A 13,834-nucleotide genomic window follows, 5' to 3' on the forward strand; every position below is an offset into this window, starting at 1 on the left:
CCCTAGCCCAGTTTTACATAGGACTTGCTAGCTGTAATGGGATCAACATGGATTCGTCTCCTAGCCATAGCCACCTTTTAAAGAGTCCCGCCTCATATCTTGAGTACGACTTCACCTGACTTCACCCCTTTGACCGGTTAGAGTCTCATTGGATGCAGGAGGATTAGACACATAACTTGGAAGCTGTTGTTATGATCAGGAATCTCACCTAATAAATGGATGTTCCAGTTAAAGAAAAAACCCCAAGGATATAACTTTTGTAAAGCCATCCTTGAGGTCAATATCTCTACTTATTTCGTTCATAGATTCATGAACTTATAAAGTAACGTTTCGTTTAGTTTTATTAAGGAGTAGTTGTTTCATCAAAAGTTAGAGTATCAGTTAAACCATCAACGGTTACTGTTACTGTGTACTCACCATCAGCAATGCTGTCAGCTAATGCAATACTTTGGTTATCCACACCATTCTCAAAATCTACAACTAGATTTCCTTCAGAATCAGCATTTACAATTGCATTCGCAACTGAAGAACCATCTTCATCTACTACCTCGAAGTTAACTAGCTTATCGTCATCATAGCCATCAAGTGTATTCACTCCATCTGATACAGTTAAAGTAAATTCGTCATTAGCATCATCAAAAGCTACATCAAGAGTAGAAGCAGTTCCTTCTTCAATAGTGATAACATCAGCTTCAGTAATAGTTACCCCAGCAATTTTTACTGATACATCTCCGCTAGTTACAGCAGTACGAGCAGGAACACTTATTGTAGCTACCCCATCTTCAACTGTTACATTACGGTAGTAAGTATCACCATCAACATTAATTGTTGATGCGTAAGTACCGTCATCTTTAGTTACTAAAGTACCGTTCGCATCTTGAAGTGTAACAGTCATTTCAATTGTATCACCTGACACGTATTCAGCAGGATCATTATTGAAAACTAATGTAGACTCACCTGCATTAATGTTACCAGAAGTCACTTCAAGTGGAACTTCTACTTGGTAAGATTCTTCACCAATGTCGAATTGAACATCAGCAGTTGTTGATTGAACTTCTGAAAGATCAAATGATTTACCAGAAAGTTCTAAAACTCCACCACTGAATGCCGCTGTGTAAGTTTTTGTTTCTCCGTCTATAGTTACATCAACGCTTAGGTCTTCCGTAGCGTAATCAGAGTCATTATCACCATCAACTTCAAGAGCTTGTACTTTAATCGTAGGTGCAGCAGTATTGGAAGCTTCTACCGTTGTAGGCTCATCACCGAAAGCAGCAAAACTACCAAACTGATCATTCACACTAGAAATGATTGCTTGAATATCACTAGCTTGGTTCTTATCATCAACTTCTTCAGCTTCAATTTCAGCTCTATAGTTAGCAAGTTCAGAATCAAGTACTGTTTCAAGATCAAGCTCATCTGTAAAGACTGCTTCAGAAGCTAGACCTGCAACTAGCTGATCTTTAGTTATTCCCTCATACTTTTCAACTAAACTGTTTTCAAGCTCATCTAAGCTTTCAAGTGCAGCTTTCAGATCAGCATTTGTAGATGCTTCATTTACAGCGATTTTAGCGTCTTCTAGTTCAAGAATATCAAGGGCATATTCCTTTGGTCCGATTTCGCCTTCTGCTGCATCTTCAGCAAACGCAGTTACAAGTGTACGAGCATCTTCAACTGAATCACTATCAAGTGTCATTTCTGCACCTTGAACTACAGCTAGAAGTTGCGTCTGGTTAACTGCATCAATGTTATCTTGAATAGCTGCTACAGTGTTTGCATCAACACTACCATCATAATTACCAATCCAATCAGCGTTTACACGGTCAAAACCAGCTTCTAATGCTGCTAGAAGTTCAATTTGATTGTCTGTATCTTTAACATTGTAAACAACCTGTACGTTATCAATACGTTCCTGAAGAGCAGGTTTTATTAGCTCACCATCTTCGTCAGTTGCATTAGCAGGTACAAGGTCGATTGCATCTTGAGCAGTTTCAATTTCAGTTGCAGTTTGAGCAAGGTCTCCTTCAAATGCTTCAGCAGTTTCTACTGCACTTACAGCACTAGTTACAAGATTTTCTTCTGCAGGATCAATTACTAACGTTTGAACTTCTTCAACAGAAGTAACGTCATTTGTCAGTGCTACAGCATTAGAAACATATGCATTAAAGAATGTTTCCAAATCAACATTTGTTAAAAGTTCGTTTTCTACTGCATACTCAAATGCATCATTAAGCGCCAATTGATTGATTTCATTTGAATTAGTTGCCGATGCTGGTGCTGCTTCAACAAATGCATCTAAGAAGTTAACTTCATTAATAGCAGTTTGAATACCTTCTACTGAATCAGCTGTACCAATTGCTGTATCATACTCTACAAGTAGATCAGTATCAACACCATCAAAGAATGCAAGTGCATTGTTTAACTGAACCTGATTCGTTGCAGCGTTTACTGCATCTACAACAGCTTCTAGTGTTTCAGCATTAGCTTCAGTTTGAGCATCTACACGAGTTTGAAGTTCAGCTTGTACTTCTTCATCAGCTACAAGAGCAATTGCTTCTTCAGCAGATGTTTGAGCATCTGTTGCTGTAGCTACATCAGCGAATGTTTCGATTGAAGTATCTTCAAAAGCTACTACCGCTTCAGTTGCATTTGTTACAGAAGCATCATAGCTTACAGTGAAGTCTTGAACTTCTGTTTCGTTACCTGCTGCGTCCATTGCTTTAACAGAGATTGTGTTTTCGCCCTCTGTAAGTTCAACAGTGTAAGTACCGTCTTCGTTCATATCAACTTCTTCGTCACCGAACATAACTACTGGAGTTACTTCTTCGTCTACGTTGTCTGTAGCATCAACAGAGAATGTTAGAGAAGAACCGAATACAGTGGAGTCAGTTGTAAGACCGTCTACTGTTACAACTGGTGCTTCAGTATCAGGAGCTACATAAGCTTCAGAAAGTTCTACATCTGTGTACTCTTCACCGTCGTAAGAGAATGATACTGTAGTTGCACCGTCAAGAAGAGCTTCTTCAAGAGTTACTTCAGTAGTCTCACCGTTAGACCAAGTAACTTCTAGAGTCGTAGCGTCAATCGCACTTACAGAGTCAACAGTAATTGCTTCAGCTACTTCTACTGTTACAACTTCTTCTTCAGATACGTTGCCTGCTGCATCTGTTGCTGTGTAAGTAACTGTGTATGTACCAGCTACTGTTGTGTCAATTTCTTCTACTGTATTACCTTCAGAATCAGTGATAACAGAAGTTACTTCTACTTCCTCATCAACGTTATCTGTAGCTGTTACAGTTGGAAGAGTTAGTTCTCCACCATTTTCAAGAGAAATAGTAGACTCACCGTCAAGTGTTAGAACTGGTGCTTCTTTATCTCCAGGTACTGGAACAAGTGCTGTTTCGTCAAGAATTAATTCTGCAAGAATTTCGAACGTATCTTTATCGTCTGTTGTGATAACAGCTTTAGCTAGTGCCTCATAGCTAACAAATGTATTTTCATCAACACCTACAGATACGATTTCACCTTCTTGTAGTAGGTTGTATACATCGCCACTACCTTTGATAGACTGCTTAGCAAGATCTTCGTATGTTACAACCGTTACAGTGCCGTCTACTTCGATTGCTACATACTCTACAGTTACCTCTGCTGCGTCTACTGTTACTGCTGGTACCGCTGCTGCTGCTGGAACTGCTACTGCTGCTGCTAAAGCCGCTGATGTCATAACTTTAATTTGGCTCTTCTTCATAGTTAAAATTCCTCCTTGGAATATTTATCTCTTTAGTAAATGTCTGTCACTACAGGTACGACTGCTTCGCCTGTATAAGGAACACCTTCAGGATCGAATCCCGTGATTTCCTCGTAATTTGAAACGTCACTAGATGGAACAGTACTTTCAGGGTCCTGAGAAAGTTCCTCTAGGATAGTAAGAGGATCCTTAGACGTCGTAATGACCTGTTTAGCGAATTTCGTATAATCAACATACGTGCCATCCCCTAAACCAATAGACTGGATAACCGGATCCTGCTCAGATACGAACTTGTACATACCGCCACTTTTAGTAATAAGTGCTCTCGAGAAATCATTATAAGACTTATAAAGGTCTTGACCATCATAAGAGAATGATAGATTCTCAATAGAAACTTCTGCTGCATCTACTGTTGTCGCGTGTACAGGGGTGATTGCAATCGTCGCGGCAATGGCTGATATTGACATCCATTTCGTTGATTGTTTCATGTTCTTCACCCTCTTAGTTAGAAACTGTAGCGGCCATTAATTCTTCCATTGTGTAGCCAGAAACCTGGAAGTTTGCAAATGCGTCAAGCTCTTCATCATATGTTAACTCTACAGAATCTTCACCGATCATAAGAGTCACTGTATCTTCACTTGTTACACCTTCAGCTTGAAGTTCATCAAGACCGATTTCTACTGCGAATACACCTGGTAGAGTAGAGCTAGCCGTACCGTTTAGGTCAGCAACTGTCTTAACTTCTGGAGTTTCAAATTCTACAGTTCCTGCATTTAGTTCTGCTAGAGTGTAACCGGAAACCTGGAAGTCTGCGAATGAATCTAATTCCTCATCATAAGCAAGTTCTATAGTTTCTTCCCCAACTGTTAGCGTCACCATTGAATCTTTAGTAGCACCTTCAAGGCCACTTACTGGAACAGATACAGAGTAAACTCCTGGTAGAGTAGATTCTGCAGAACCAACTTCTGCTAATGTAAGGTCTGGAGTAGGTTCAGGCTCTCCACCGTTAGCAAATTCCCAAGCTTTATAAAGCATTTTAGCGAAGTCACCGCGTTTGATTGGGTCACCAACACCAAAGCTTCCATCTTCATATCCATCAACGATACCAGCTGCTGCTACAGAGTTGATAAATGGATATAATTTAGTGTCCATAAGGTCCGTGAAATCTGCATTCGGAACATCTTTTTGTGGAATATCAAATGCTTCTGAAATGATTTTAGCCATTTGCTCACGAGTAAGATTTTCAGCATAACCGAAGTCAGTCTCAGAATGACCGTCAAATACTTCTTCGTTTACTAGTGCCTGAATTTCACCTTTTAGACGATCGTTTACATCTGTGAATGTAAAGCTTGAAAGATCATCTACTTCTTTAAGACCAAGTGCATTGAAGATCATTTCAGCTGCTTGGCTACGTGGTACGTACTCATCACGCTTGAATTCACCATCTTCGAAACCGTTGATAACGCCTTCTTGGTAAAGTGCGTTGATGTATTCGTAATGAGGCGTGTCTACTGTTACATCAGTGAATGCTTCAGCGGCTGTAGTAGCTTCTGCTGCGCCTGCAGATGCTGGTGCCACTGCTGCTCCAACTAGAGCTGCAGATGCTGATGCAACGACGAACTTGCGATAAGACTTTGGTTGAAATGCCATGTAAAATTTTCCTCCCTTAAATTATGTACAAAAAGTACATGGTTATATCTAAGACTAGGAGACTATAAATCTACCAGCCCTTTTTCAAAAAATAACTGCAAACGTTACACTAATATGGAATTAGTAGATAAGTTTGCCTAAAATGGAAATACTCACATTAGTCATTCTAACAAAACTGCGACTTTTTTCAACTAATAAATGAAATAATTGTATGTATTTTTACGAAAATGTTAAAAGACTAAGGAATTTGTCATAAAAAAGAGGGAAGTGTCGAAACTTCCCTCTTAATTTTTGCAAGTTTTCTTGCAATTACGTTATTTAGTATATCATGTAATTTTTTACCCTGACAAGTATTTTTTCCCGGTATTTCCAATGTAGGTTTTCCCCACAACTTTACCAGCTTATGCACGACTATGTTTCGAATGCACATAATTAAAGACAAGTCCTGAAATTAACCAGAATAAGACATTCACCTGCGGAATAAAGATAAGGTTGTTGGCAATGTTCTGGCCGGCAAAGGTGCCTGCGCCTACAAATAGTCCAACTAGCATGAGCTTCTTCAACAGATCTTCGCGGTGTATTATATATTGCTTCACCATAAAGATGTAATAGTACACATAGATGGCCAGGAAGCTTAGGAGTCCGATCGTTCCTGTTTCTGAAGCGACTTTCAGATACGAGTTATGAACAGAGTACTGATCGTGTCCGATATAAAGCTGAGGATACTTCGTTACATATTCTTTATAGCGCACGTCGTAGTTCCCGATCCCTACACCGAGGACAGGGTTGTCCTTATACATATAGTAACCCGTTTTCCAAAGGGTTGTTCTTGAGACAACGGCTTTGTTTGTGAAGGATTTGTTCTTCTCATCCTTCTCATTTAGCTTGCCGCTATCGTCATCTTCCACTCCATCACCATCGCGATCTACACCACCACCTGGCGACGTTGTGTCTTCAGGGAAGAACGATTGAACAACAAACATGGCCGATTTCGTTCGGTCTTGCACATCCGGAAGATTATAGACAACGATAGCTAGGACGATGCTTGCGACGATCATGTGGATCGTGAATAGTTTCTTGTAGAATCGCTTCGGTACAAGGAGTGACGTCAAGATAATCGCAAGCGCCATAATGAGCCAAGCTGAACGTGTATAGGTGAAGATTTGGTTGATGACATAAATTCCGAATAGAGCAAAGAACATCAGCTGCCACTTTCGCTCTTTGAAATACGCGACACCTACGAGCAGGAGTCCTGGAATGACGAAGTTAATAAAGCCTGCGTAGTAGTTCGGGTTCCCCATCGTTGCCATGACGCGCCCGTAAGCTTCTTCAAGTGCGTACACGCCAGCTGTATTTAGGTTGATGGCGAAGACATACGTTAAGATGCCCCATATTCCAACGAGCGCAAGGACGATGGAGAACGTGATTCCGATCGTCTTGAATTCGCTCCGTGAGAAGTTTACCTTCGTGACGATATAGAATAGGACTGCATAGGATAGGTAACGAACCATCTCTTTAATACCCGGGAATAAGGATTCTGCCTGGGTTAAGGAAATGACCTGGATTAAGAAGAATAAGCCGAATAAGACCATAAATGTTTTCATAGAGAGGTCGTCGTGTAGTTTGATTCGCTTTGTATACCATTCATACGCCGCAACAACCGTCAGGACCGGGATTAACACAACTTCAGCAGAGATTGGTAAGGGTCCTGCGTACACTTTTAATGGGACAAGTGGCATGATGATCAGGTGCAAGAGCACCAGGTAAAACGTTATTGAATGTTTCTGTGCCATGTGGTGGTACACTCCTCTTTATATTTTGCAAATCGTACGTAAGCGAGGAAACAAAGAAAGAGAAGGCTTCATCCAGATCGTACAGACGAAACCCTTCTCTAAAGTTTCACGCTTCTAGAAATGTTTTATACCTATTTTCCGTTGCCTCAGCAAGTTGTTCTAAGGAAAAGTTGCTAGCGGCATACTCGTGGAACTGGCGACCCATTGGGGCAAGTTCTCCTGTTTCTTTCTTATTGATCGCTTTTGTGAAGGCGCTCTTCAGAGCCTCCGAATCTTTAATCGGAACAACCCAGCCATAGTCGCTCACCATATGCTGGACGCCACCGACATCTGTCGCAATAACAGGTGTGTCTTCGCGTCCCGCTTCCAGTAAAGCGAGTGGAAAGCTTTCACTATACGAAGCAAGAAGCCCAACGTCAGAGATCTGGTAGAGATCCGGCACATCGCTTCTGAAGCCAAGGAAGTGGACCTGGTCCTCGATCTCTAGTTCCTTCACGCGACTCTTCAAAGACTCCTCTTCGGGTCCTCCACCAACCAAGAGTAATTGGAAAGAGGGATCTTGTAAAGACTTTACAGCTTCAAACACTTCTTCGTGTCCTTTAATCGGATGAAGACGAGCCACCATAGCGGCGACGAAGTCTGATCCGTTCAGGTTCAAATCTTTACGGGAGAGGTTCCCTTTTGCATAAGACCCTTTAGAGAAATCGATCCCGTTATAAACGGTGGTGATTTTGTCACCTTGGATCCCTAAAGAGATCAGATCTTCTTTAAATCGCTCTGAAACGGCAAAAAAATGATCAATCCGGCTAATCGCCCACAGATTGATTTTCGTAAAGATCTTCCCTTTTATGCCACCCTTTAAGAAGTCGAGCTTCGGATCACTATGAATCGTTGTGATCCATGGAATATTGGTTGATCGTTTGACCAAGGCTCCATAAAGGTTCGCTCTTGGTCCATGCGTATGTAATAGGTCATACCCACCATCTTTAAGGAACCGCTTCAGCTTACTGATCACGCGCACGTCATAGCGCGAGCTCTGGTCAAGAAGATGAACGTCGATTCCTTTCTCAAGCGCTTCTTCGTATAGAGCTCCTTTTTGCATAACCAAAAGGGAAACGTCTTGTTTATTAAATTGGGAGAGTAATGTGAGGAGGTGGTTCTTCGACCCGCCTGTTTCCCCACCGGAGATTAAGTGAACAACTCTCATGATGACGAAGTGCCTCCTTTACTTTCCTGATAGACACGTTGTTTGAAACTTAAGTTTTTGAAAAGGGCTAGTAGTAAGGTTGCCGCTTTATTCACTTGCTTGAAATACTCGGAGTAGGCATATTGGCCATACACCGCGTCGAATCGTTTCGTAAATGTTTCTTGGTCAAGTTCTAAGAACGTCTCGACGACTTCAACATTAGGCTGTTCGACGAGCCGGGATTTGTAGCGGGCTAGTGCGAGAAAACCATCAAAGTCGATGGTCTGAGATTTGAATATATCGACCGCTCCTGTCTTCACATCAAAGCTCTTTGTGATATCCACGACGCAGTTGATTTCTTCTTTTGGAAGCGCAGTGTTGATTTCATACAAGCGTACTTTAGGACTTTGAGGTACTTGCTCAAGCGTATCACGAAGCAGGTGGCCTGTTTCAATATGATCGCTGTGGCAATCCACAAAAACGGGAGCGTAGACAACATCCGGTTGCACTTCTTCGATCACTTGTTTCAGACGAGCTTGTAAGCTGCTTGTGCTAGCTAGCGCGCCGTCTGGTTCGTCGAAGAAACGAATGTCCTGGATACCAAGAAGCTCCTGTACGTTGTAGGCTTCCTTACGGCGACGCTCGATGAGTTCAGACTGATCTAAATCAGAGACACTACCGGCTCCGTTCGTTAAGAAGATTACAGTTGTTTCGGCACCGCTTCTAATATGCTGATGGATGGTACCCCCGGCACCAATCGTTTCATCATCAACGTGTGGAGCCAACAACAATACGCGCTCCTCTTTAAGGGGAGCACACTCGAGCTGACCTTTATAATAACGTTCCAATACAAGATCTGTAATCGGATGGATGATCGGTGAGATCGATTGTAGTATCTTTCGCTTCATAAATGTAATCTCCTTTAACCTAGAACGAGTCTATATCTCCCGGGGTAATGTACCACGCTTCATCATTGTGAAGGTGGGCCGTATCATGAGCGATGTCCTTTCCAACAAGGGGCATCGGACTGTCTTTATGGATGAAACCGTGTTTCTCAAGTGCCTTGGCAGAAGAGGTTGCTTTTAAAGACCACGTCTGAATGACATCTACCTCTTTCAGTCGCTGGGCCGCTTCTTTTAGAAGGATGTCCCAATCCTCTTCCTCACGTGCTAGCCAATCAATGATAAATCCATTGGTGTAGTCCGGTTTCTGTTCAATCGAGTACGTGAGGTACCCTCTTAGCGTTTCTTCTTTGTAATAGGCAAATGTTTTGTACGTTTTCTCTGGATGCTTGGTATAGCGCCAGTTTAAGTACTCGGCATTGCGGATGAGATGGGCCTTTGCCTGGTGCTTGGTATCTTCAGCGAGTTGGTCAAACGCTTGATCAAATTCTGAGACGTCCTCTATCGTTCCGCCATGCGGCTTTAGTTTACGAGTCTGCCATTTCGATATCGGTGCATCAAGCATTTTGAATAGCTTGAGTGGTGTCAGCTTACTAGATAAAAGGGCGACAGGACGCTGCATAAGGACATAACGCGGCATATCTGTGAGATGAGTTGCGCCGGTATAGCGGAGGAACAGTTCCTTCGCTTTTTCAGCTGGGAAGCCGTAAAGGAAATCGATTCCTTGCTCGGTCGCTTCTTCTAATAGCTTTTCATTTAGTTTCTTATAGATCCCTTTACCTCGAGCGTCAGGGTCTACCATCGTATCCACACGAAGACCAACTGTTCTTTGTTTCCCATCGATCCAAGCGTCAGCGATCCAAAGGGAAATATGGCCTAAGACCTCCCCTTCTTCTTCAAAGAGAAGAATCCACGGATTGTGAGCGTTAGGGTGTTGCAGAAACTTCCATTCCCATTCTTCGTTTGAGCGCTCTTTGTGAAAAACTTTCGTAAATAAAGCCTGGATTTTGGGCTCATCTCCTGGCTGGTACGTTCTGATTGGCATAAGTGTCATCCTTTTTATAAAGTGCAAAGAGGCCTGACCGCTTGCCAAGCCTCGCGATTTATTTCTTCGTTACGATCTTAAAGAGGAATTTCGGCAACGCAAGCTGGCGTTTGAAACGCTTCGGATCTGTCGCTAAACGGTAAAACCATTCCATGCCTACTTTACGAAACGGAGCTGGCGCGCGTTTCACATGACCTGCGAAAACGTCGAAACTTCCACCAACCCCCTGGAACACTTTAACCGGAAGTCGGTCTTTGTTCTCGCGAATCCATAGTTCTTGTTTCGGGGAACCAAGGGCGATGAACATGACGTCAGCTTTTGATCCTTGAATCTTCTCGATTAATGCTTCTTGGTCTTGTACATAGCCATTATCGTAACCGGCCACCTGCATGGCTGGGTATTTGGCTTGAATGTTTTCAATCGCTTTTGAGACCACTTCTTCCTTCGCTCCATAAAAGAAAACACGATACCCTTGATCGGCTGAGAGCTTCAGCAGATGATCCATCATATCCACACCCGTCACACGGGAGCGAACTTGTCCTCCTTTTAAACGGGAGGCGAGTAATACGCCTACCCCATCTGGAATCTGGAAAGTTGAACCGTTAATGAGATCACGAAGGGTCGCATCTTCCTGCGCCTTCATGATCTTCTCCGGATTAACCGCAATAATGGTGGATTGTTCTCCTGCCTGAACGCGTGTCTTCAGTTGATCTGTAATCTCGTCGTATGACAATGGGGAGACTTCAACTCCCATGTATTGTTCATTCTTCATTAATGATCCCTCTTAGTCTATTGGCTTTAGTCCGGTTAGGTGTCCAATTTGGTAAAGCGTCATGTCTTGGTGATCAGGTACGCAGTTACGAGTATCTAAGACAACCGGTGTCTTCATGAATTGTGCGAACAAGCTTGGATCCATTTCTTTAAACTGACGGTGGTCCGCTAATACGAGCGCAACGTCTGCATCCTGCAGGGCTTCTTCCACGCTGTGTAGCGGGATGTCTGTCATGTCTTGCTTCACAAATGGATCATGTGCTGCTACGTTAAAGCCTTTTTTATGACTTTGTAGGCTTCTTGTAATCGTTACAGCCGGGCTTTCGCGAACATCGTCTACGTTCGCTTTATAAGATAGGCCGAATACCGCGATCTTTGGATTTTGGACATTCTCGGTTAACGTTTCGATCTTCTCTACAACGAAAGAAGGCATCGAGTCATTAATCTGACGAGATGTTTGCATGAGTGGCGTTTCTTCTTGCGCTTTCTCAATAATGAAGTACGGATCAACTGCGATACAGTGTCCCCCTACGCCTGGTCCTGGTTGCAGGATATTTACACGTGGGTGCATGTTTGCAAAGTTAATCACTTCGTGTGCGTTCACGTCTAATTTATCGGATACTTTCGCAAGTTCATTGGCTAGGGCAATGTTCACATCACGGAACGTATTCTCCATTAGCTTCGACATCTCAGCTGTAACGGCTGTTGTTTCGTGGATGTCTCCCTGAACAACTAAGCGGTAGACGTCAGCTGCTTTCTTCGCGCCTTCTGGCGTCAGTCCGCCGACTACGCGTGTATTATGGATCAGTTCTTCCATGATCTTACCTGGAATCACACGCTCTGGGCAGTGGGATACGTATAGATCATTCTCTTCTAAGTTCCAGCCAGCATCGCGCAGAACAGGAGCAACAACGTCATCGATCGTACGCGGTGGAATCGTTGATTCCACAATAATTGTGTTGCCTTTCTCAAGAACAGGCAGGATGCTTTCTGTTGCCTTCGCCACATAGTCCGTATTGGCTGTCTTGTCTTCGTGGACAGGGGTTGGCACAGCAATGATAAAGACATCTGCTTTTTGAACTTCAGTTGAGGCTGTTAACTTCCCGGACTCAACCGCTTCCTTCACGACTTCTGGTAAGCCTGGTTCTTCTATGTGAATCTTTCCTTCGTTTAATGTATCTACTACTTTCTTATTTACGTCAATGCCTACTACATCGTAGCCAGCTTTTGCGAACACAGCTGACGTCGGAAGCCCAATGTAGCCTAGGCCGATTACACAAATTTTAGTCATAACGGTCTCTTCTTTCTCCTTTGTTATTTGTTTAGAGTATAGCAAACAATGCCAACCTTTGCGAATAGTTATTTGCGTCTGAATCTTGAATGATTATTTCATTTTCTGACAAAAGGTGCTACTATGAAAATTGAGTTTCTAAAGCAGAAAAGGAATGGAAATGAACTTATGAAAATTGTGATTTCCGGTTTTTATGGATTAGGTAATACAGGAGATGAAGCCATCCTTGATGCTATGATTGACAACTTACGATCATCGCTCGATGACCCTTACCTCACTGTTTTCTCCCTTTCCCCTGACGAAACCGCAACTAAACATTCAGTAACAAGTATTTACAGAGGCTGGCGCCATGATTTTAAGAAAAAGGTTCGTGCCCTTCGTGAAGCTGACCTTCTATTAAGTGGCGGTGGTGGCCTCCTTCAAGATACATATCCTACTCGTATTATTTTCGGACCTCTTCCATATTATTTACTTATCGTGTTATTAGCCAAGCTCTGTGGCACTAAAGTGATGTTTTTCTCTCAAGGGGTTGGTCCTGTCACAAGTAAATACGGTAAGCTTCTTATGAAAACGTTCGGTAACCTGGCCGATTTTATTACGGTAAGAGATGACTATTCCAAGAACTACCTTCATAAGCTTGGCGTTACGCGTCCTGAGACGGTTGTTACATCTGATATTGTATTTGCTTATCAAGGACATAATGACCGCTCGTGCATCGAGTCTCTTCCTATAGAAGAGAACCAGTCGATCGTCGGCATTAGCGTTCGTCCCTGGTTCGGGGAAACGTCTTACCAGAAAGAAATGGCTGTCTTGCTCGATCGTTTGATCAAGGAGCGAGGCATTACGCCTGTGTTCATTCCTATGGAAGGAGAACACGATGCAGCTGTATCCCGCGCCATTCAAGAGCAGATGGAGCATGGTGAACAAACGTATATACTAGGAACGGACTTCACACCGAATCAGTATCTACAGTTTATGAAAGAATGTAGGGCGGTGATTGGGATGCGATTGCATTCGTTGATCTTTGCAACGCTTGCTTCTGTTCCGTATGCCGGAATTAGTTACGATAAAAAGGTTGAGAGCCTGACGAAACGGACAGGCATGTGGGAATATTCCACGACACTTGATGATTTCACAGCTGAAGACCTCTATCCGAATGTGCTTCAGCTCTTAGATGATCGTGAGCGATTAGTTGCCGAGTTAGAGGTTGAGCGTCAATCGTTACGGGATGCAGCGCTTGAGAACCTGGCATTAATGAAGAAACATTTCGTGTAGATTGGTTCCTCTCTAAAGCTTAGGCATTTTCTTTTGCTCGTGTATGGCTTACAATAACACTAGGCCAAAACTTTACATAATTGATAGTTTATAAGAAATAGATATTGAACGGTTCAAAAGGTAAAGGGCACTTCTTTACCTTTTTACACTTTGTACATAGACCAACACGTGATTTC

The 13,834-nt window shown here is 42.8% G+C and carries 10 protein-coding genes; 1 reads left to right on the forward strand and 9 read right to left on the reverse strand.

Features of this window, described 5'->3' with window-relative positions; all coding sequences use genetic code 11:
- Positions 1 to 343: 343 nt before the first annotated feature.
- The 9 genes from N780_RS02955 to N780_RS02995 form a co-directional block, all read right to left on the reverse strand.
- Positions 344 to 3,745 carry an immunoglobulin-like domain-containing protein gene (locus N780_RS02955; protein ID WP_036779918.1) on the reverse strand — a complete coding sequence of 1,134 codons (3,402 nt, stop codon included), beginning with the start codon at positions 3,743 to 3,745 and terminating at the stop codon, positions 344 to 346.
- Positions 3,746 to 3,777: 32 nt separating this feature from the next.
- Positions 3,778 to 4,233, reverse strand: coding sequence for a hypothetical protein (locus N780_RS02960; RefSeq protein ID WP_036779921.1), 456 nt, complete (start codon positions 4,231 to 4,233; stop codon positions 3,778 to 3,780).
- Between the two features lie 13 nt (positions 4,234 to 4,246).
- Positions 4,247 to 5,395 carry an S-layer homology domain-containing protein gene (locus tag N780_RS02965; RefSeq protein ID WP_036779923.1) on the reverse strand — a complete coding sequence of 383 codons (1,149 nt, stop codon included), beginning with the start codon at positions 5,393 to 5,395 and terminating at the stop codon, positions 4,247 to 4,249.
- Between the two features lie 401 nt (positions 5,396 to 5,796).
- Positions 5,797 to 7,188 carry an O-antigen ligase family protein gene (locus tag N780_RS02970; protein WP_036779925.1) on the reverse strand — a complete coding sequence of 464 codons (1,392 nt, stop codon included), beginning with the start codon at positions 7,186 to 7,188 and terminating at the stop codon, positions 5,797 to 5,799.
- A 106-nt stretch (positions 7,189 to 7,294) separates the two neighbouring features.
- Positions 7,295 to 8,395 carry a glycosyltransferase gene (locus N780_RS02975; protein ID WP_036779927.1) on the reverse strand — a complete coding sequence of 367 codons (1,101 nt, stop codon included), beginning with the start codon at positions 8,393 to 8,395 and terminating at the stop codon, positions 7,295 to 7,297.
- On the reverse strand, positions 8,392 to 9,282 hold the full coding sequence (locus N780_RS02980) for a PIG-L deacetylase family protein (protein ID WP_036779930.1): 891 nt from the start codon (positions 9,280 to 9,282) through the stop codon (positions 8,392 to 8,394). Before N780_RS02980 ends, N780_RS02975 begins: the two co-directional genes overlap by 4 nt.
- A 19-nt stretch (positions 9,283 to 9,301) precedes the next feature.
- Positions 9,302 to 10,321 carry a GNAT family N-acetyltransferase gene (locus N780_RS02985; protein WP_036779933.1) on the reverse strand — a complete coding sequence of 340 codons (1,020 nt, stop codon included), beginning with the start codon at positions 10,319 to 10,321 and terminating at the stop codon, positions 9,302 to 9,304.
- 58 nt (positions 10,322 to 10,379) lie between these two features.
- Positions 10,380 to 11,093, reverse strand: a complete 714-nt coding sequence (locus tag N780_RS02990; RefSeq protein WP_036779935.1) for a WecB/TagA/CpsF family glycosyltransferase — start codon at positions 11,091 to 11,093, stop codon at positions 10,380 to 10,382.
- A gap of 12 nt (positions 11,094 to 11,105) precedes the next feature.
- Positions 11,106 to 12,383: a nucleotide sugar dehydrogenase gene (locus tag N780_RS02995; RefSeq protein WP_036780670.1), complete on the reverse strand. Its 1,278-nt coding sequence runs from the start codon at positions 12,381 to 12,383 to the stop codon at positions 11,106 to 11,108.
- 123 nt (positions 12,384 to 12,506) lie between these two features.
- On the opposite strand from N780_RS02995, the gene csaB reads away from it, so the two are divergent.
- Positions 12,507 to 13,658 (forward strand): polysaccharide pyruvyl transferase CsaB, encoded by a 1,152-nt coding sequence (csaB, locus tag N780_RS03000; protein ID WP_232299481.1) that lies wholly within the window; start codon positions 12,507 to 12,509, stop codon positions 13,656 to 13,658.
- Positions 13,659 to 13,834: the final 176 nt, after the last annotated feature.

This window comes from Pontibacillus chungwhensis BH030062 (genome assembly GCF_000770675.1).
In the GTDB taxonomy this organism is placed as follows: domain Bacteria; phylum Bacillota; class Bacilli; order Bacillales; family BH030062; genus Pontibacillus; species Pontibacillus chungwhensis.